The sequence below is a fragment of the Pseudomonas veronii genome (assembly GCF_002028325.1).
Taxonomy (GTDB): Bacteria; Pseudomonadota; Gammaproteobacteria; order Pseudomonadales; family Pseudomonadaceae; genus Aquipseudomonas; species Aquipseudomonas veronii.
Genome location: NZ_CP018420.1, coordinates 2,695,829 through 2,715,525, shown reverse-complemented (window position 1 = coordinate 2,715,525; position 19,697 = coordinate 2,695,829). Strand labels below are relative to the sequence as shown.

General features: G+C 63.8%; 15 protein-coding genes. 10 read left to right on the top strand and 5 right to left on the bottom strand.

Annotation, left to right across the window (positions count from 1 at the left end):
- The first annotated feature begins 22 nt into the window (after positions 1-22).
- The 6 genes from PverR02_RS12635 (at position 23) to folD (PverR02_RS12610) (ending at position 8,511) form a co-directional block, all read left to right on the top strand.
- Complete coding sequence (locus PverR02_RS12635; RefSeq protein WP_079443529.1) at positions 23-1,153, top strand: aminomethyltransferase family protein; 1,131 nt, start codon at positions 23-25, stop codon at positions 1,151-1,153.
- Between the two features lie 30 nt (positions 1,154-1,183).
- Positions 1,184-2,050, top strand: coding sequence for a formyltetrahydrofolate deformylase (gene purU, locus PverR02_RS12630; protein WP_046383908.1), 867 nt, complete (start codon positions 1,184-1,186; stop codon positions 2,048-2,050).
- A gap of 21 nt (positions 2,051-2,071) precedes the next feature.
- The gene (locus tag PverR02_RS12625; protein WP_046383909.1) at positions 2,072-3,439 is read left to right on the top strand and encodes an NAD(P)-binding domain-containing protein; all 1,368 of its coding nucleotides are present in this window, start codon (positions 2,072-2,074) and stop codon (positions 3,437-3,439) included.
- 13 nt (positions 3,440-3,452) lie between these two features.
- Positions 3,453-5,762 (top strand): DUF1989 domain-containing protein, encoded by a 2,310-nt coding sequence (locus PverR02_RS12620; RefSeq protein WP_079445009.1) that lies wholly within the window; start codon positions 3,453-3,455, stop codon positions 5,760-5,762.
- An 88-nt stretch (positions 5,763-5,850) separates the two neighbouring features.
- Positions 5,851-7,530 (top strand): APC family permease, encoded by a 1,680-nt coding sequence (locus PverR02_RS12615; protein ID WP_079443527.1) that lies wholly within the window; start codon positions 5,851-5,853, stop codon positions 7,528-7,530.
- Between the two features lie 63 nt (positions 7,531-7,593).
- Positions 7,594-8,511 carry a bifunctional methylenetetrahydrofolate dehydrogenase/methenyltetrahydrofolate cyclohydrolase FolD gene (gene folD, locus PverR02_RS12610; protein WP_079443526.1) on the top strand — a complete coding sequence of 306 codons (918 nt, stop codon included), beginning with the start codon at positions 7,594-7,596 and terminating at the stop codon, positions 8,509-8,511.
- Between the two features lie 1,166 nt (positions 8,512-9,677).
- Here folD (PverR02_RS12610) and PverR02_RS12590 read toward each other — a convergent pair.
- The 5 genes from PverR02_RS12590 to glnT form a co-directional block, all read right to left on the bottom strand.
- Positions 9,678-11,003, bottom strand: coding sequence for an ammonium transporter (locus PverR02_RS12590; RefSeq protein WP_046383912.1), 1,326 nt, complete (start codon positions 11,001-11,003; stop codon positions 9,678-9,680).
- Between the two features lie 188 nt (positions 11,004-11,191).
- Complete coding sequence (locus tag PverR02_RS12585) at positions 11,192-12,514, bottom strand: FMN-binding glutamate synthase family protein (RefSeq protein WP_046383913.1); 1,323 nt, start codon at positions 12,512-12,514, stop codon at positions 11,192-11,194.
- 15 nt (positions 12,515-12,529) lie between these two features.
- Entirely contained in the window at positions 12,530-13,204 is a 675-nt protein-coding gene (locus tag PverR02_RS12580; RefSeq protein ID WP_079443522.1) for a GltB/FmdC/FwdC-like GXGXG domain-containing protein, read from the bottom strand.
- A gap of 11 nt (positions 13,205-13,215) precedes the next feature.
- The gene (locus PverR02_RS12575) at positions 13,216-14,121 is read right to left on the bottom strand and encodes a class II glutamine amidotransferase (RefSeq protein ID WP_046383915.1); all 906 of its coding nucleotides are present in this window, start codon (positions 14,119-14,121) and stop codon (positions 13,216-13,218) included.
- 22 nt (positions 14,122-14,143) lie between these two features.
- Positions 14,144-15,478: a type III glutamate--ammonia ligase gene (gene glnT / locus PverR02_RS12570; RefSeq protein WP_057005902.1), complete on the bottom strand. Its 1,335-nt coding sequence runs from the start codon at positions 15,476-15,478 to the stop codon at positions 14,144-14,146.
- Positions 15,479-15,760: 282 nt separating this feature from the next.
- On the opposite strand from glnT, the gene PverR02_RS12565 reads away from it, so the two are divergent.
- The 4 genes from PverR02_RS12565 (at position 15,761) to PverR02_RS12550 (ending at position 19,694) form a co-directional block, all read left to right on the top strand.
- Positions 15,761-16,360: a helix-turn-helix domain-containing protein gene (locus PverR02_RS12565; RefSeq protein ID WP_046383917.1), complete on the top strand. Its 600-nt coding sequence runs from the start codon at positions 15,761-15,763 to the stop codon at positions 16,358-16,360.
- A 342-nt stretch (positions 16,361-16,702) separates the two neighbouring features.
- A complete protein-coding gene (gene purU, locus PverR02_RS12560) occupies positions 16,703-17,569 on the top strand; it encodes a formyltetrahydrofolate deformylase (RefSeq protein WP_046383918.1) in 867 nt (288 codons plus the stop codon).
- A complete protein-coding gene (folD, locus tag PverR02_RS12555; protein WP_079443521.1) occupies positions 17,566-18,471 on the top strand; it encodes a bifunctional methylenetetrahydrofolate dehydrogenase/methenyltetrahydrofolate cyclohydrolase FolD in 906 nt (301 codons plus the stop codon). Before purU (PverR02_RS12560) ends, folD (PverR02_RS12555) begins: the two co-directional genes overlap by 4 nt.
- On the top strand, positions 18,453-19,694 hold the full coding sequence (locus PverR02_RS12550) for an FAD-dependent oxidoreductase (RefSeq protein ID WP_046383920.1): 1,242 nt from the start codon (positions 18,453-18,455) through the stop codon (positions 19,692-19,694). The genes folD (PverR02_RS12555) and PverR02_RS12550 overlap by 19 nt, the downstream gene beginning before the upstream one ends.
- Positions 19,695-19,697 lie beyond the last annotated feature (3 nt).

Genomic DNA, 19,697 nt, shown 5'->3' with positions numbered 1-19,697 from the left:
TTTTCACAGCAAGGAATCTCACATGACCCACTCCTGGCGTATTTCTGCATTGGCCGAGCGGCACCGCGCGCTCGGCTCGAACCTCGAAGACTGGAACGGCATGGGCACCGCCTGGACCTACCGCAGCGCGCTGGCCGACCACCACGAAGCGATCCGCACCCGCGCCGGCCTGATGGATGTATCGGGCCTGAAAAAAGTCCACTACGTCGGCCCGCACGCCGAAAGCCTGTTGCAGTGGGCCACCACCCGCGACATCGCCAAGCTCTATCCCGGCAAATCGGTGTATGCGTCGATGCTCGACGAGGACGGCAAATTCGTCGATGACTGCATCGTCTACCGCACCGGGCCCAATGCGTTCATGGTCGTGCATGGCGCCGGCACCGGGCATGAAATGCTGGTGCGCTCGGCCCAGGGCCGGCAAGTGGCGGTGCTGTTCGACGACGATCTGCACGACCTGTCGCTGCAAGGCCCGCTGGCGGTGGATTTTCTCGCCGAGCACGTGCTTGGCATCCGCCAGCTGCCGTACTTCCATCACCTGCAAACGCGCCTGTTCGAGCGCCCGGTGATGATCTCCCGCACCGGCTACACCGGCGAGCGCGGCTACGAAATTTTCTGCAAGGCCGCCGACGCCCCGTTCCTGTGGGACAGCATCCTCGAACAGGGCGCGAGCCTGGGAATCATTCCCTGCGCCTTCACCGCCCTGGACTGGCTGCGAGTGGAAAGCTCGCTGATGTTTTTCCCCTACGACAACTCGCAGATGTACCCCTTCGCCGACCAGAAGGCCGGCGACACCCTGTGGGAGATGGGCCTGGACTTCACGGTTTCGCCCGGCAAACAAGCGTTCCGAGGCGCCGAGGAACACCTGCGCCTGCGCGGCCAGGAGCGCTTCAAGATCACCGGCGTGCTGCTCGACGGCGTGCGCCCGGCCGAGGCTGGCGACACCTTGTGGCAGGGCAACCAGCAAGTCGGCGTGATCACCTGCGGCATGTATTCGCGCCTGAGCAAACGCTCGATGGCCATCGCGCGCATGAGCGTCGCCTGCGCCGTACCCGGCATCGCGCTGCAGGTGCGCGGCAGCTTCGAAGGCGCCGCCACCACCCACGCCCTGCCCTTCGACGACCCGCAAAAAACCAAGCGCACGGCCAAGGGCTGAGCCTTCCTTCACCGCATTCAGGAGCCTTCGATGGACGCCTCAAGCGAACATTACATTCTCAAGATCACCTGCCCGGCGGCGTCCGGGATCGTCGCCGCGATCAGCGCCTGCCTGGCCCGGCAGCAGTGCTACATCAGCGAGTTGGCGCAATTCGACGACGAGTTCACCGGGCAGTTTTTCATGCGCGCGGTGTTCCGCTTCAACAAGGGCGTCAGCGGTGATATCGGCGACCTGCGCAAAGGCCTGGGCGAGCTCGCCGGCGGCTTCGACATGCAGTGGCAGTTGTTCAGCTCACGCCAGCCAACCCGCGTGCTGCTGATGGTCAGCAAGTTCGACCATTGCCTCACCGACCTGCTCTACCGCCACCGCAAAGGCGAAATGGACATGACCATCACCGCCGTGGTCTCCAACCACCTGGACCTGCGGGCGATGGCCGAGCGTGAGGGCATCCGCTTCATCTACCTGCCCATCACCAAGGACACCAAGGCCGGCCAGGAAGCCGAACTGATGCGTATCGTCGAAGACACCCAGACCGATCTGGTAGTGCTCGCGCGCTACATGCAGATCCTGTCCGACGGCCTGTGCCAGCAACTGTCGGGGCGGGCGATCAACATCCACCACTCGTTCCTGCCCGGTTTCAAGGGCGCCAAGCCGTATCACCAGGCCTATGACCGGGGGGTGAAGCTGATCGGCGCCACCGCCCACTACGTCACCAGCGACCTCGACGAGGGCCCGATCATCGAGCAGGAAATCCAGCGCGTCGACCATACGCACTTGCCCGATTCACTGGTCGCCATCGGCCGCGACACCGAAACCGTCGCCCTTTCCAAAGCCCTGAAATACCACCTGGAACACCGGGTGTTCATCAACCACGACAAGACAGTGATCTTTCGCTGAAACCCTTCAGGAGGCACGCTCATGACTCTACGTGTAGCAATCATCGGCGCCGGCCCATGCGGCCTGGCACAACTTCGCGCCTTCCAGTCGGCCCGCGACAAGGGCGCCGCCATTCCCGAACTGGTGTGCTTCGAGAAACAGCAGGACTGGGGCGGCATGTGGAACTACACCTGGCGCACCGGCCTGGACGAAAACGGCGAGCCGGTGCATGGCAGCATGTACCGCTACCTGTGGTCCAACGGCCCCAAGGAATGCCTGGAGTTCGCCGATTACACCTTTGAAGAACATTTCGGCCGGCCCATCGCCTCCTATCCGCCCCGCGAAGTGTTGTGGGACTACATCAAGGGCCGGGTGGAAAAGGCCGGCGTGCGCGACTACATCCGCTTCAACAATGTGGTGCGCCAGGTCACCTTCGACGAACAGACCCAGCGCTTCACCGTGTACGCCCACGACTACACCCACGACACCTTGACCTGTGAAGAATTCGACTACGTGATCAACGCCTGCGGCCACTTCTCCACGCCCAAGGTGCCGTACTTCGAAGGCTTCGAGCAGTTCGCCGGGCGCATCCTGCATGCCCATGACTTTCGCGAGGCGCTGGAATTCAAGGACAAGGACCTGCTGATCATCGGCAGCAGCTATTCGGCCGAGGACATCGGCTCGCAATGCTACAAATATGGCGCGCGCAGCATCACCAGCTGTTACCGCACCACGCCCATGGGCTATGCGTGGCCGGACAACTGGGAAGAAAAGCCGCTGCTGCAACGCCTGGAAAACAACCGTGCGTTCTTTGCCGATGGCAGCAGCAAGCACATCGACGCGGTGATCCTGTGTACCGGCTACAAGCACCACTTCCCGTTCCTGCCGGATGAGCTGAGCCTCAGGACCGACAACCGCCTGTGGCCGATGAACCTCTACAAGGGCGTGTTCTGGGAACCCAACCCGCGGCTGATCTACCTCGGCATGCAGGACCAGTGGTACTCGTTCAACATGTTCGACGCCCAGGCCTGGTATGCCCGCGATGTGATCCTGGGGCGTATCCCATTGCCCAGTCAGGCCGCGATGATCGCCGACAGCCAGCAATGGCAGGCACGGGAACTGACTCTGGAAACCAACCAGCAGATGTTCGAGTTCCAGGGCGCCTACATCCAGCACCTGGTGGACGCCACCGACTACCCGGATTTCGACATCGCCGCCGTCAACGAGACCTTTCTGCACTGGAAGCACGACAAGGCCGAAAACATCATGGGCTATCGCGACAAGTCCTACCGCTCGCTGATGACCGGCACCCAGTCGCCGCCGCACCACACCCCGTGGCTGCTGGCCCTGGACGACTCGATGGCGGCGTACCTGGGCGAGCCCGTGACGCCCATCAAATCAGTCGGCTGAGCGGGTGCCCATGATGAATGCTCCGCGTGTTTCCCACCCGCGAGAACCCGGGCTGTTTGCCCGGGCGCCGAACCTCGAACGCTACCGCGTGGCCGCCGGCGGTGTGACGCTGGTCGACCTGCAGCCCGGCGACGGCCTGCAAGTGATCGACCTCGAAGGCCGGCAAATCTGCGAACTGCTGGCCCTCGACGCCAGCGGCCGCAGCGCCCTGGCGAGCTGGGGGCTGAGCGGCTCGAGCGCCTGCCGCGTGCCACCGCGTGTCGGCCAGGCGCTCAAGCGGCGCGGCATCGACGCGCAGGCATTGCCCCTCGCCGCCGCGCTGTGGGACGACGCCAGCCCGCCCGGTCACACTCGGCAGTTTGTCGCCCATGACCGCCTGCTGGTGATCGTCGCCGCTCCCGCCGGGCCCACCGCCGTCGACCGGCAATACCGGCCCAGCGAACTGCGCCTGCTGGTGACACGGGCCAACCCGTCGCCCCTGCTGGTGCCCGCCCTGCCCGAGCCATTGGGCGAGGTGCTGGACGAGTTCACCGTGCGCGCGGGCACGGCCCACGGCTACAGCGTCGCCAAGGGCCAGTACGTGCAGGTGCTGGACGTCGCCGGCCGCCAGTGTTCGGACTTCGTCGCCCTCGACCGCCGCGCCCTGGATCGCGGCGTGGAGCTGGACCTCGACCAGACCGTGACGCGCACGCTGAACGGCAGCGCCTACCCGGCGCCGGGGCTGTTCTCGAAGTTTTTCGACCGCCGGATGCAGCCGATGCTGGAGGTGGTGCAGGACACCGTCGGGCGCCACGACGCCTTCGCCCTGGCCTGCGCGGCGCGCTACTACGAATCCCATGGCTATTTCGGGCACGACAACTGCAGCGACAACCTCAGCCGCGTACTCGCGCCCTACGGCGTGCAGGCGCGCAACGGCTGGCCGGCGATCAATTTCTTCTTCAACACCGGCATTGATGCACACCAGCAGATGACCCTGGATGAGCCCTGGTCGCGGCCCGGCGACTACGTACTGCTGCGGGCCATGACCGAGCTGGTGTGCGGCAGTACCTCGTGCCCGGATGACATCGACCCGGCCAATGGCTGGAACCCGACCGATATCCATGTCCGTATCTACCGCGAGAAGGAGCGTTTTTCCATCGCCATGAGCACTCGAACCACGGCCGATGCCGACCCGATACTGACCCGTGAGACCGCGTTCCACTCACGCACCAGCGCCCTCACCGGCAGCTTCATCGACTACCGCAACTGGTGGCTGCCGTTGCGCTACGACGGTTATGGCGCCACCGAGGAATACCTCGGCTGCCGCGAACGCGTGGCCGTGATGGACCTGACCGCCCTGCGCAAATTCGAGATCATCGGCCCCGACGCCGAAGCCCTGTTGCAATACTGCCTGACCCGCGACGTGCGGCGCCTGGCGGTGGGCCAAGTGGTCTATTCGGCGATGTGCCACGAACACGGCGGCATGCTCGACGACGGCACCCTGCTGCGCCTGGGCCCGGACAACTTCCGCTGGATCTGCGGCGAAGACTACGCCGGTGTGTGGCTGCGCGAGCAGGCCCACAAACTGGGGATGAAGGTGTGGGTCAAGTCTGCCAGCGAGCAGATTCACAACCTGGCGGTGCAAGGGCCGCTCAGCCGCGAGCTGCTCAAGCAGATGGTCTGGACGCCGCCCACCCAACCGAGTGTGGACAGTCTCGGCTGGTTCCGCTTCCTGGTCGGCCGGCTGGACGGTTTCGAGGGCTGCCCGTTGATGATTTCGCGCACCGGCTACACCGGCGAACTGGGCTTTGAGGTGTGGTGCCAGCCCGAAGACGCCGAACGGGTGTGGGACCGCATCTGGCAACTCGGCCAACCCTTGGGCCTGGTGCCCCTCGGCCTGGAAGCGCTGGACCTGTTGCGCATCGAAGCCGGGCTGATTTTTGCCGGCTACGAGTTCAGCGACCAGACCGACCCGTTCGAGGCCGGCATCGGCTTCAGCGTGCCACTCAAGAGCAAGACCGATGATTTTATCGGCCGCGACGCCCTGTTGCGGCGCAGCGCCCATCCCAGCCACAAGCTGGTCGGCCTGCACCTCGGCGGCAACGAGGCGGCCCACCACGGCGACCCGGTGTACCACGGCCGCGCCCAGGTCGGCGTCATCACCAGCGCCTGCCGCTCACCGTTGCTGGCCAGCAATATCGCGCTGTGCCGGGTCGACGTGAGCTGCGCCGAGCCCGGCACCCTGCTTGAGATTGGCAAAGTCGATGGCCTACAGAAGCGCATCAGCGCCACGGTCAGCGCAGCGATTTTCTATGACCCGGACAAGAGCCGCGTGCGTAGCTGATCGTCCCGATACCGATGTGTGCCACCCCACTTTGACTGCCCACTTTGATTGCCCTTCTTAACCGCTACTCAGACATGGGAATACGAAGATGGAAGCGACGACGTTCGAGGCTGTACCGCAGGCTGCCAGCTCAGTGGGCAGCCTGCACCGCAAGATCGATTGGCGCGGTGCATTCTGGGTCGCCAGTGGCGTGCCCGCGCTGGTGCTGTTCTCCATCGGCGCGATTGCCGCCACGGTGGGCAAACCGGCCTGGATCGTGTGGATCGTGTCGATCCTGTTCGGGTTTATCCAGGCCTTCACCTATGCCGAGATCGCCGGGCTGTTCCCGCACAAGTCCGGCGGCGCCTCGGTGTACGGCGCGGTGGCCTGGGTGCGCTACAGCAAGTTGATCGCGCCGGTGTCGGTGTGGTGCAACTGGCTGGCCTGGTCGCCCGTGCTGTCCATCGGCTCGGGGCTGGCGGCGGGGTATATCCTCACCGCGCTGTTTCCCGCCGATGCGCTGATCAACACCTGGCAACTGACCCTGCTTGACCTGGGTTGGGTCAAGAGCGGCCTGTCGTTGCGCATCAACGCGACGTTCGCCATTGGCCTGTTGATTCTGCTCACGGTGTTTGCCGTGCAGCATGGCGGCATCCTGCGCTCGGCGCGCCTGACGCTGGTGCTCGGGGTCACCTCGCTGATCCCGCTGTTGCTGGTGGGCGTGGTGCCGTTGTTCACCGGGGACGCGACCCAGGCCAACTTCCTGCCGCTGTACCCGCTGGCCCATGACGCAGCCGGGCAAGTCATCGACGGCCCGTGGGATATATCCGGCTGGTCGCTGATGGCCGGCGGGCTGTTCATGGCCGCGTGGTCCACCTACGGGTTCGAAACGGCGGTGTGCTACACCCGCGAGTTCAAGGACCCCAAGCGTGACACCTTCAAGGCGATCTTCTACGCCGGCCTGCTGTGCATCCTGGTGTTCACCCTGGTGCCGCTGGCGTTTCAAGGCAGCCTGGGGCTGGGCCAACTGGTGACCCCGGCGGTGCTCGACGCCAGCGGCGCGGTAGTGACTCCGGCGGTGTACAGCGGCCTGCTGTCGCCGGCGATCTACAGCGGCATGGGCGTTGGCCAGGTGATGGCCGACAGCATCGGCGGCGGCAAGGTGGTCGCCAATATCGTGCTGATCATGCTGGTGCTCGCCACGTTGCTGGCGATCATGACTTCGATGTCCGGCTCGTCGCGCACCCTGTATCAGGCGTCGGTGGACGGCTGGCTGCCCAAATACCTGGGGCGCACCAACGAACACGGTGCGCCCACGGCGGCGATGTGGACCGACCTGTCGTTCAACCTGCTGTTGTTGCTGATGTCGGACTATGTGTTCGTGCTGGCGGCGTCCAACGTCAGCTACATCATTTTCAACTTCCTCAACCTCAACGCCGGCTGGATCCACCGCCTCGACCGCCCCGACTGGGTGCGCCCGTACAAAGCCCCCACCGTGCTGCTGGCGGCCGGCGGCGTGCTGAGCTTCGTCAACCTGGCGTGCATGGGCCTGGGTGCGGATATCTGGGGCGCAGGCACGCTGGTCACCGGCTTGCTGCTGGCGCTGTTGATCCTGCCGGTGTTCTGCTACCGCCACTATGTGCAGGACAAAGGTCGCTTCCCCGCGGCCATGCTCAGTGACTTGTATATCCAGGCCGATGACGGCCAACGCCGCGCCGGCTGGCTGCCCTACGCCACACTGATCGCCGGTGTGCTGGTGGTGTATGCCTGCCATCAACTGGTAGCCTGAATGCCCTGGGCTGCCTATTGCTGAGGGATTTATCCCTCAGCGCCCCTATTTCTCCAGACAACGGTGACGCTTTTGACCAGCACTCTCCCTTCCCTTGCCCGCGATATCGACGGCAAGGCCATTTCTGCCCAGGTTCTCGACGAGGTTCGCGAAGAGGTCCTGCTGCTTGCCGCGCAAAAAATCTTCCCGGCCCTGGCTGTCGTGCTGGTGGGCGACGATCCGGCCAGCGAAGTGTATGTGCGCAACAAACTGCTGCGGGCCAAGGAAGTCGGGATTCGCTCCCTTGAATACCGGCTGCCGGATGACGCCAGCCAGGCGCAAGTGCTCGACCTGCTGGCCCAGTTGAACGCCGACCCTTCGGTCAACGGCGTGCTGGTGCAGTTGCCGTTGCCGGCGCATATCGACGAGGCGGCCGTGATCCATGCGATTGACCCGATCAAGGACGTGGACGGTTTCCACCGTGAGAACGTCGGCGGCCTGGTGCAAGGCATCGAGGTGCTCACGCCTTGCACGCCCAGCGGCTGCATGCGCCTGCTGCATGAAACCTGCGGCGATTTGAGTGGCTTGCACGCGGTGGTGATTGGCCGCTCGAACATCGTCGGCAAACCGATGGCGACCCTGCTGTTGCAGGCCAACTGCTCGGTCACCGTGGTGCATTCGCGCAGCGTCGATGCTCAGGCATTGTGCCGCTTGGCCGATATCGTCGTCGCCGCGGTCGGCCGGCCGCAGTTGATCGATGCCAGCTGGCTCAAGCCTGGCGCGGTGGTGATCGATGTGGGGATCAACCGCATCAGCACCGAGACCGGTACGCGGTTGGTGGGCGATGTGGACTACGCCAGCGCACGCACCGTGGCCAGCGCGATTACGCCGGTGCCGGGTGGTGTGGGGCCGATGACGATTGCCTACCTGCTGAAAAACACCCTGGTGGCGAGCCAGTTACAACGCAAAGCCCTGCCCCGAGCGCTGGCGCCGCACCTGTAGGAGCGAGCTTGCTCGCGAAAAACGCCCAGGCAACGCGGTCATCCAGGATGCCCGCGTTATCGTTAACGACCTTCGCGAGCAAGCTCGCTCCTACAGGGTTCTCAGGGGTTGTAGGCGGCCAGGTCCCGACTCATGGGCACGCAGGCTGAAGAACACCCTGGTGGCGAGCCAGTTGCAACGCAAAGCCCTGCCCCGAGCGCTGGCGCCGCACCTGTAGGAGCGAGCTTGCTCGCGAAAAACGCCCAGGCAACGCGGTCATCCAGGATGCCCGCGTTATCGTTAACGACCTTCGCGAGCAAGCTCGCTCCTACAGGGTTCTCAGGGGTTGTAGGCGGCTAGGTCCCGACGCATGGGCACGCAACCCTGGTGGCGAGCCAGTTGCAACGCAAAGCCCTGCCCCGAGCGCTGGCGCTGTACCTGTAGGAGCGAGCTTGCTCGCGAAAACCGTCCAGACAACGCGGTCATCCAGGGTGCCCGCGTTATCGTTAACGATCTTCGCGAGCAAGCTCGCTCCTACAGGGTTCTCAGGGGTTGTAGGCGGCCAGGTCCCGACTCATGGGCACGCAACCCTGGTGGCGAGCCAGTTGCAACGCAAAGCCCTGCCCCGAGCGCTGGCGCTGTACCTGTAGGAGCGAGCTTGCTCGCGAAAAACGTCCAGGCAACGCGGCCATCCAGGATGCCCGCGTTATCGTTAACGACCTTCGCGAGCAAGCTCGCTCCTACAGGGTTCTCAGGGGTTGTAGGCGGCCAGGTCCCGACTCATGGGCTCGCAGGCTGAAGAACACCCTGGTGGCGAGCCAGTTGCAGCGCAAAGCCCTGCCCCGAGCGCTGGCGCTGTACCTGTAGGAGCGAGCTTGCTCGCGAAAAACGCCCAGGCAACGCGGTCATCCAGGATGCCCGCATTATCGTTAACGACCTTCGCGAGCAAGCTCGCTCCTACAGGGTTCTCAGGGGTTGTAGGCGGCCAGGTCCCGACTCATGGGCACGCAGGCTGAAAAACACCCTAGTGGCGAGCCAGTTGCAACGCAAAGCCCTGCCCCGAGCGCAGGCGCTGTACCTGTAGGAGCGAGCTTGCTCGCGAAAAACGTCCAGGCAACGCGGTCATCCAGGATGCCCGCGTTATCGTTAACGATCTTCGCGAGCAAGCTCGCTCCTACAGTGGGCCGTTAGTGGTTGTAGGCGCGCTCGTTGTGCTCGGCCAGGTCCAGGCCCATTTCTTCCACCGACTCATGGGCACGCAGGCCGACCAGGGCATTGACCACCTTGAGGATGATCCAGCTGACCACGAAGCAGTACACCGTGGTCAGCAACACCCCCTTGATCTGGGCGACGACTTGGCCGCCCATGGTCACGCCTTCCACCAGGCCGCCCATGGACGGCACGCAGAACACCCCGGTGAGCACCGCGCCGATCATGCCGCCGATGCCGTGCAGGCCGAATACGTCGAGGCTGTCGTCGTAGCCGAAGCGCCGCTTCAACACGGTCACGCTCAAGTAGCAGAACACCCCGCACAGCAAGCCGATGGCCAACGCGCCGCCGACGCCGACATAGGCGCACGCCGGGGTGATCCCCACCAGACCGGCCAATGCACCGCTGGCCAGGCCCAGGGCGCTGGGTTTGCCGACCTTGAACCACTCGGTGAACATCCAGCCGAGAATCCCCGCACACGCGCCCAGTTGGGTGTTGAGCATGACAATCCCCGAGGTGCCGTTGAGGCCGCCGCCGGAGCCGATATTGAAGCCGAACCAGCCGACCCAGAGCATCGCCGCACCGGCCATGGTCAGGCTCAGGTTATGCGCGGGCATCGGCGTGTTCTGGTAGCCCTTGCGCTTGCCGAGGATCAGGCATGCGGCGAGCGCGGCCACACCGGCGTTGATGTGTACGGCGGTGCCGCCGGCAAAGTCGAGCACGCCCCAGTTATGCATCAAGGCCCCCGAACCGCCCCAGACCATATGCGCCACCGGGGCATACACCAGGGTGAACCAGATGGCCATGAACAGCAGCGCCGCCGAGAACTTCATGCGTTCGGCGAAGGCGCCAGCGATCAGCGCCGGGGTGATGATCGCGAAGGTCATCTGGAAGGTCACGAACACGCCTTCCGGAATATCCCCCACCAGGCTCTCGGGGGTCATGCCCGCCAGGAACGCGCGGCTCAGGCCGCCGACAAAACTGTTGAAGGTCACCTGCCCTTCGACCATGCCCGTGGTGTCCACCACCATGCTGTAGCCGTAGATCACCCACAGCACGCCCACCAGCCCGGCGACGCCAAAACACTGGGTGAACAGCGAGAGCATGTTTTTCGCCCGGACCAGCCCGCCGTAGAACAGCGCGAGCCCCGGCAGGCACATGAACAGCACCAGCACCGCGGCGGTGACCATCCAGGCGGTGCTGCCGGTGTTCAAGGTGGGCGCATCGGCGGCCTGCGCCAAGGGGGCGAAGGCACAGGCGGCCAATAAGCCGAAGAGGGATTTGCCGAGAAGACGATTGATCATGTTCAAAGCTCCTGCAAAAGATAGGGGAGATGCATGTAGGAGCGAGGGGGACGCCTAGTTCTTGCTCGCGAAAAACGTCCAGGCAACGCGGTCATCCAGGATGCCCGCGTTATCGTTAACGACCTTCGCGAGCAGGCTCGCTCCTACAGGGGTGGAACGCCGTAGCAGCCGGCAAGCCGGCTCGTCACTCAGTAACCGGAACCCGGTATCCAACGGGTCCCCGCCAACGGCACCCGGGCCATGGCGGCCGACTCCACCGTCAGCGCCACCAGGTCCTCGGGGTCGAGGTTGTGCAGGTGCGACTTGCCGCACGCACGGGCCATGGTCTGGGCTTCCAACACCATCACCCGCAGGTAGTTGGCCAAACGACGCCCGCCTTCCACCGGGTCCAGGCGTTTCGACAGCTCCGGGTCCTGGGTGGTGATGCCGGCCGGGTCGCGGCCGTTCTGCCAGTCGTCGTAGAAGCCGGCGGCCGAGCCGATCTTTTTCAGTTCCGCGTCCAGTCGTGGGTGGTTGTCGCCCAGGGCAATCAACGCCGCCGTGCCGATGGCCACCGCATCCGCGCCCATCGCCATGGCCTTGGCCACATCGGCGCCGTTGCGAATCCCGCCCGACACAATCAACTGGACCTTGCGGTGCATGCCCATCTCTTGCAAAGCCTGTACCGCTTGCGGGATCGCCGACAAAATCGGGATGCCGACGTGTTCGATAAACACTTCCTGGGTCGCCGCGGTGCCACCCTGCATGCCGTCGAGTACGATCACATCGGCACCGGCCTTGACCGCCAGCTTCACGTCGTAATACGGCCGGCTGGCGCCGATTTTCACGTAGATCGGTTTTTCCCAATCGGTGATTTCGCGCAACTCGGCAATCTTGATCGCCAGGTCGTCCGGACCGGTCCAGTCCGGGTGGCGGCAGGCGCTGCGCTGGTCCACGCCGATCGGCAAGGTACGCATGCCGGCCACGCGTTCGGTGACCTTCATGCCCAGCAACATGCCGCCACCGCCGGGCTTGGCGCCCTGGCCGAGGACGATCTCGATGGCGTCGGCCTTGCGCAGGTCATCGGGGTTCATGCCGTAGCGCGACGGCAGGTACTGGTACACCAGGTGCCGCGACTGGCCGCGCTCTTCCGGGGTCATGCCGCCGTCACCGGTGGTGGTGCTGGTGCCGGCGATGCTCGCGCCACGGCCCAGGGCTTCCTTGGCGTTGGCCGACAACGCACCGAAACTCATGCCGGCGATGGTCACCGGGATCTTCAGGTGGATCGGCTTCTTGGCGAAGCGGTTGCCGAGGATCACATCGGTGCCGCACTTCTCGCGATAGCCTTCCAGCGGGTAACGCGACACGCTGGCGCCCAGCAGCAGCAAGTCATCGAAGTGCGGCAACTTGCGCTTGGTACCGCCGCCGCGAATGTCGTAGATGCCGGTTTCGGCGGCACGCTGGATTTCCTGGATGGTCAGGCGGTCGAAGGTGGCCGACTCGCGCAACACTGGAGGGGTTTTTTCACTCATGGTGTAGCTCCTGGTTCAGTACGCGGAGGCGTTATCGACTTTGAAGTTGTACAGCTGGCGGGCCGAGCCGTAGCGCTTGAAATCCGCCGCGTGGTGGGCGAAACCGGCGCGATCGAGCAGCTCCTGCAGCTCTTGCAGGTGCTCGCTGCGCATCTCTTTTTCGACGCAATCGGAGCCCAGCGACTCGACCGAGCCCTTCACATAGATGTGGGTCTCGTACAGCGAATCGCCCAGCGCATCGCCGGCATCGCCGCAGACGACCAGACGCCCGGCCTGGCCCATGAAGCAGCTCATGTGGCCGATGCTGCCGCCGACCACGATGTCGATGCCTTTCATGGAAATCCCGCAACGCGCCCCCGCGTCGCCTTCGATCACCAGCAAGCCGCCATGGGCCGTGGCCCCGGCCGCCTGGGACGCGCTGCCTTTGACGCGCACAGAACCAGACATCATGTTCTCGGCGCAGCCCACGCCGACGTTGCCGTGTACGGTGATCGACGCCTGTTGGTTCATGCCCGCGCAGTAGTAGCCGGCGTGGCCTTCGATATCGATGGACACCGCCTGATTCACCCCCACCGCAAGGTTGTGCTTGCCGTTGGAGTGGGTGACGCGCCACTCGTTGTCGATGGCCTGGGCGTGCAGCGCCTGGTTGAGGTCACGCACGGTCGCGGTGGAAAGGTCGATGGTTTTCATGTGTGCGCTCCTTAAGCTGACTGGCGTTCCCAGATGTACAAAGTGGCCGGTGCGGGCTCCCAGATGCGGGCATTCTCGATGCCTGGCAGGCTCGACAGCGCCTGGTACTCGGAGGCCATGGCGACGTAGTCATCGGTCTCGGCGAGGATCGCCGGCTTGCACGCGATCGGATCGCGGATCACCGCAAAACCGTTGCGCGTGCCGATGGCGAAGGTGAAGAAGCCGTCGAGGTCTTCCAGGGCGTGGTCCAGCGCGTCTTTGAGCGAGTCGCCCTGTTGCAGGCGCCAGGTCAGGTAGCCGGCGGCGACTTCGGTGTCGTTGTCGGTTTCGAAATGGATGCCTTCGCGCTTGAGTTCCTGGCGCAGGCGGAAGTGGTTCGACAGCGAACCGTTATGCACCAGGCACAGGTCGGCACCGGTGGAAAACGGGTGGCTGCCTTCCATGGTCACCGCGCTTTCGGTGGCCATGCGGGTGTGGCCGATGATGTGGCTACCCTGCATGCTCGCCAGGCCGAAGCGCTGGGAAATCTCCTGGGGCAGGCCCATGCCCTTGAGGATCTCGATGCTCTGCCCGGCGCTCATGACGCGCACGCTCGGCGCCAGTTCGGCCAGGGCCAGGCGTACCGGGGCTTCGTCGGCGTGGACCTTCAACACGGCGGCGCTGGCGTTCTGAAACCAGTCCAGCGAACAGCCCAGCCGCCCTTCCAGCTCGCCCATCAGGGCTTTCCAGTCGAAGGCCTCGGTGGTCGCTTGCAGGGTCAGCTTGACCCAGCCGTCAGCGACTTCATCACCGTAGATGGCAAAGCCCGCACTGTCCGGGCCACGGTCGGTCATGGCCTGCAACATCGGTTCAAACAGCTGGCCGAGTTGGGGTTCCAGCCGGGGGTTTTTCAGGTACAGACCTACGATTCCACACATATCAAGTCTCCGTCACACGGTGTCAGAAAAATTCGGTATAGCGCTGGACTTCCCAGTCGCTCACATGGCGGCTGTATTCCACCCACTCCATGCGCTTGAGTTTGATGAACTCACCCACGATCTGCGGGCCGAGCACCTCGGCGAACAGCGGGTCGGCTTCCAGCGCGTCGCAGGCTTCCTTGAGGGATTGCGGCAAGGTCTTGATGCCGCGCTCGGCGATCTGCTCCAGGCTCAGGCTGTAGAGGTTTTCATTGCAGACGTGGTCGATTTCCAACTGGCGATCGATACCGTCCAGGCCCGCCGCGATGATTGCGGCGCTGACCAGGTAAGGGTTGCAGCCGGCATCCGGCAGGCGGAACTCCAGGCGGCCGTAAGGCACGCGCACCATGGCCGAACGGTTGTTGGCGCCAAACGCGATAAAGGCCGGGGCCCAGGTGGCGCCGGACAGCGAGTGGCCCACCACCAGGCGCTTGTAGGAGTTGACGGTGGGCGCGGCGAACGCACACAGCGCCGGGCCATGGGCGAGCAGGCCGGCGGCGAAGTGATAGGCCAGCTTCGACAGGCCCATGCCGCTCGGGTCGCTGGCGTCGTGGAACAGGTTCTTGTTCTCGGCGCTGCTGATCGACAGATGAAAGTGCATGCCGTTGCCGGCGCGTTTCGGGTCGGGCTTGGGCATGAAGGAACAGATCATGCCCAGGTCATTGGCGATCTCGCCGGCGGCCATGCGGAAGAAGGTGAAACGGTCGGCCGAGGTCAGGGCGTCGCTGTAGGTGTAGTTGATCTCGAACTGGCCGTTGGCGTCTTCGTGGTCGATCTGATAGACCTCGAAATCCACCGCCTGCAAGGCTTCGGTCAGGCGCTCCAGGAATACCCGCGAGCGCGACAGGCCCTTGTAGTCGTAGCAGGGCTTGTCGAGGTTGTCGCTGGGGTCGACCAGTTGCAGCTTGCCCTGCTCGTCGCGGCGCATCAGGTTGAATTCGGGTTCCAGGCCCGTGTTCAGCGTCCAGCCCTTGTCCTGCAGGCGCTGCACCTGCTGCTGCAGCACGTAGCGGCTATCAAAGGGATGGGGCTTGCCGTCGACATGCCCGACGCACACCACGCGCCCGTAACCCGGCTGCCAGGGCACCGGGGTCAGCGTGGACAGGTCACCCCGCGCCATGAAGTCCGGGCCGTGGGGTTCCATGCCCATGCCGCTGATGGCAAACCCGGCAAACCCGGCGCCCTCTTCGGCCACCGTCTTGAGCCCGCAAATCGGCACCGACTTGGTCTTGGCCGCACCGTGTATATCCACAAACTGCGCAAGCACGTACTTGATGCCGTACTTGTCGATGATGCGCTGGGTTTCTGCTGGCAACATTGCGTGTCACTCCTCGCGAAAGGCAAAACCGTGTGGGTGGGCCTGGACTGTCTTTTTATTCCTAAAAAGAAAGTTAGTTTCTCCACAGGAATGCAATACCCTTGCCAGATTCGCGAGCGGCCGATTGAAGTGCCGGTGAAAGCGCTTTTGTGCTGTATATATGGGAAAATTGTTTTCCCCGTGGGAATACGTGCCTGGGCACGGCCGCCAAGCGCCGCGGCTTGCACTTTCCTAGTGCGAAACTAATATTACTGAACGGAAAGCGTGCAGGATCTGATGACTATGTCCACCGAAACCGCCCCCCGCCTCAAGCTGGAGCAATACCTGGGTTTGCAGATCAAACGCCAGCGCCAGGCCCAGGACCTGAAGCTGTCCGACGTGGCGAAGATTGCCGATATCAGCCAGGGCATGTTGAGCAAGATCGAAAACGCCCAGGTCTCCACCAGCCTCGACACCCTCAGCCGCCTGTGCGATGTGCTTGGGCTGCCGTTGTCGAAATTGTTCGCCGAATACGATCAACAGGACGGCAGTGCCTTGCTGGTCAAGGCCGACCAAGGCATGGAAGTGGTGCGCCGCGGGACGGAAAAGGGGCATACCTACCATCTGCTCAACCATACCCGGGGGCCGAAGAAGAGCTTCGAGGCGTACATGGTCAGCATGGACGACGCCAGCGAGGAGTTCCCGACCTTTGCCCACCCTGGGACCGAGTTTCTGCACTTGTTGGAAGGGGAGCTGATTTATCGGCATGGGAATCAGCTGTATCGGATGGAAGCCGGCGACAGCCTGACGTTCGAGGGCGAGATTCCCCATGGGCCGGAAGAATTGGTGCGGGTGCCGATTCGCCTGCTGTCGATCATGAACTACGGCAACGACAAAGAATAATCCGGACTCGCGATACACCTGAAGCACAGAGATCCAATTGTGGGAGGGGGCTTGCCCCCGATGAGGGAGTGTCAGTGAATGCATCTTTCACTGACCCCCCTCATCGGGGGCAAGCCCCCTCCCACATTTTTGACCGCGTTCGACGCCGTCCTCCCCGATAAAAATTCCCCTCAGTTAAAAAACTTTCCCAAAACCCCTAGACGCCCTGCGTCCATTCCCCTATAAAGCCACTTCAGGAATATTTTATTCCTCACAAGAAAATGCGCTCACGGAATGAGCCTGCTGTCCTCTGACGTTTTTTCGCTATGCGATGAGCTGCCGCCATCATCCCGAGGACGTGTCATGCAACACGAAAAAAACCATTTCATCATCAAGGTCACTTGTCCCGCGGTGTCCGGCATTGTCGCTGCCGTCACCACGTACCTGGCGGACAACGCGTGCTACATCGGGGAGATGGCGCAGTTCGATGATGACTTCAGCGGTCGCTTCTTCATGCGTGCCGTGTTCCGTTTCAACGATGGGCACGCCGGCGACCTGGAACAGATCCGTGCCGGTTTCGCCGACGTCGCCCAGGCCTTCGACATGCAGTGGGCGCTGTACGACACCCGCGAGCCGATGCGCGTGCTGCTGATGGTGAGCAAGTTCGACCACTGCCTCACCGACCTGCTCTACCGCTACCACAAGGGCGAGATGGACATGACCATCACCGCCATCGTCTCCAACCACCTCGACCTGCGGCCCATGGCCGAGCGCGAGGGCATCCGCTTTATCTACCTGCCCGTGACCAAGGACACCAAGGCCGCGCAGGAAGCCGAGCTGATGAAGATCGTCGACGACACCCGCACCGAACTGGTGGTGTTGGCGCGCTACATGCAGATCCTCTCCGACGACCTGTGCCGGCAACTGTCGGGGCGCGCGATCAATATCCACCATTCGTTCCTGCCCGGTTTCAAAGGCGCCAAGCCCTATCACCAGGCCTATCAGCGTGGCGTGAAGTTGATCGGCGCCACCGCGCATTATGTGACCAGCGACCTGGATGAGGGCCCGATCATCGAGCAGGAAGTGCAGCGCGTGGACCACGTGTACAAGCCCGACGACCTCGTCGCCATCGGCCGCGACACCGAAACCGTGGCCCTGTCCAAGGCGGTCAAGTACCACCTGGAGCATCGGGTGTTCCTCAACCAGGACAGAACGGTGGTGTTCCGGTGAGCGCGCCCAAACTGATCGACGGCAAAGCCGCCGCCGCACGGGTACTGCTGCAAGTGCGCGAAGACGTGGCGCGCCTGCACGAGCAAGCCATTCAACCGGCCCTGGCGGTGATCCTGGTGGGCAACGACGCCGCCAGCCAGGTGTATGTGCGCAACAAGATCCTGCGCGCCGAAGAAGTGGGCATCCGCTCCGTGGAGCATCGGCTGCCCAGCGACACCAGCACCGAACAACTGTTGATCCTGATCGCCCAGTTGAATGCCGACCCGGCGATCCACGGCATTCTCCTGCAATTGCCGCTGCCCAAGCAGATGGACGAACTGCGCGCCCTGGAAGCCATCGCGCCGCAGAAGGACGTCGACGGTTTCCACAGCCAGAACGTCGGTGGCCTCAGCCAGGGGCGCGCCGTGCTCACGCCCTGCACTCCCAGCGGTTGCCTGTACCTGCTGGAGCAAACCTGTGGCGACCTGCGCGGTAAACACGCGGTGGTGGTCGGCCGCTCGAACATCGTCGGCAAGCCCATGGCGGCGCTGCTGCTCAAGGCCGATTGCTCGGTGACGGTGCTGCATTCGCGCAGCCACAACGCCCAGGCCCTGTGCCGCCAGGCCGACATCGTGATCGCCGCCGTGGGCCGCCCACGCTTGATCGATGCCAGTTGGCTCAAACCCGGCGCGGTGGTGATCGACGTCGGCATCAACCGTATCGATGACGACGGCCGCAGCCGCCTGGTGGGCGATGTCGACTTCGACGCCGCCCTGCCCCACGTCGCCGCCATCACCCCGGTCCCCGGCGGTGTCGGCCCGATGACCATTGCCTTCCTGATGAAAAACACCGTGACCGCCGCCCTTGCGCAACATCACGCCCTACGCAGCCAATCGGAGGCCGTATGCCATTCAATCTATTGAAATACGGGCTGAGTTCGGAGTACCCGGTGGAGGTGGATCTGCCGCCGCCCAAAGAACTCAAGTCGAGTTACGACGTGGTGATCATCGGCGCCGGCGGCCACGGCCTGGCGACCGCCTACTACCTGGCTAAGTACCACGGCATCAGCAACATTGCCGTGCTGGAAAAGTCCTATCTGGGCGGCGGCAACACCGCGCGTAACACAGCGGTGATCCGCTCCAACTACCTGACCAGCGAAGGGGTGCGTTTCTACGCCGAGTCAGTGAAGATGTTCCAGGCGCTGTCCAACGAATTCGATTTCAACATCATGTATTCCGAGCGCGGCCAACTGACCCTGGCCCACACCGACGCCACCGTGCGTTCGTTTCGCCAGCGCGCCGAGGTCAACAAGCACTTCGGCGGGCGCACCGAGATGATCGACCGCCAGCAGATCCGCGAACTGGTGCCCAGCCTCAACCTCGACCCCGGCCACCTGCCGGTGCTCGCCGGGCTCTGGCACATCGACGGCGCCACCGCGCGCCACGATGCCGTGGCCTGGGGCTACGCCAAGCAGGCGGCCAAGCGCGGCGTGGAAATCCATCAGCTCACCGAAGTGCAAGACCTGATCATTGAAAACGGCGCCATCACCGCGGTGAAAACCAATCGCGGCACCATCCGGTGCGGCTGCGCGGTGCAGGCGATTGCCGGGCACAGCTCACTGTTGATGGCCAAGGCCGGCATCCGCTCGCCGATCCAGACCTTCCCGCTGCAGGCCATGGTCACCCAGCCGTTCAAGCCGTTCCTCGACCCGCTGGTGAGTTCCTCGGCCCTGCACTGCTACGTGCAGCAAACCAGTCGCGGCGAAGTGGTGTTCGGCGGCGGTTCCGACCCCTACCCGCTGTTCAACACACGCTCGACCCTGGACCTCAAGGAAAGCCTGCTGGCCCATGCCATCGAGATGTTCCCGTTCCTGGCCAACGCCAAGTTGATGCGCCAGTGGGCCGGGATCACCGACATGACCCCGGACTACAGCCCGATCATGGGCCTGTCGCCGGTGAAGAATTACTACCTCGACGCCGGTTGGGGCACCTGGGGTTTCAAGGCCACGCCGATCTGCGGCAAGACCATGGCCGAGTTGGTCGCCAGCGGCGGCAAGGTGCCGGAGCTGATCAAACCCTTTGGCCTCGAACGTTTCTCGACCTTCCAGCAAGTCAATGAGATGGGCGCCACGGCGGCCAGTCACTGATGG

Coding starts and splice junctions, on each gene's coding strand:
- PverR02_RS12580 (WP_079443522.1), bottom strand. CDS start 13,204: ATGAAAACCATCGACCTTTCCACCGCGACCGTGCGTGACCTCAACCAG.
- PverR02_RS12565 (WP_046383917.1), top strand. CDS start 15,761: ATGTCCACCGAAACCGCCCCCCGCCTCAAGCTGGAGCAATACCTGGGT.
- purU (WP_046383908.1), top strand. CDS start 1,184: ATGGACGCCTCAAGCGAACATTACATTCTCAAGATCACCTGCCCGGCG.
- PverR02_RS12620 (WP_079445009.1), top strand. CDS start 3,453: ATGAATGCTCCGCGTGTTTCCCACCCGCGAGAACCCGGGCTGTTTGCC.
- PverR02_RS12635 (WP_079443529.1), top strand. CDS start 23: ATGACCCACTCCTGGCGTATTTCTGCATTGGCCGAGCGGCACCGCGCG.
- PverR02_RS12615 (WP_079443527.1), top strand. CDS start 5,851: ATGGAAGCGACGACGTTCGAGGCTGTACCGCAGGCTGCCAGCTCAGTG.
- PverR02_RS12625 (WP_046383909.1), top strand. CDS start 2,072: ATGACTCTACGTGTAGCAATCATCGGCGCCGGCCCATGCGGCCTGGCA.
- PverR02_RS12590 (WP_046383912.1), bottom strand. CDS start 11,003: ATGATCAATCGTCTTCTCGGCAAATCCCTCTTCGGCTTATTGGCCGCC.
- PverR02_RS12575 (WP_046383915.1), bottom strand. CDS start 14,121: ATGTGTGGAATCGTAGGTCTGTACCTGAAAAACCCCCGGCTGGAACCC.
- PverR02_RS12550 (WP_046383920.1), top strand. CDS start 18,453: ATGCCATTCAATCTATTGAAATACGGGCTGAGTTCGGAGTACCCGGTG.
- PverR02_RS12585 (WP_046383913.1), bottom strand. CDS start 12,514: ATGAGTGAAAAAACCCCTCCAGTGTTGCGCGAGTCGGCCACCTTCGAC.
- glnT (WP_057005902.1), bottom strand. CDS start 15,478: ATGTTGCCAGCAGAAACCCAGCGCATCATCGACAAGTACGGCATCAAG.
- purU (WP_046383918.1), top strand. CDS start 16,703: ATGCAACACGAAAAAAACCATTTCATCATCAAGGTCACTTGTCCCGCG.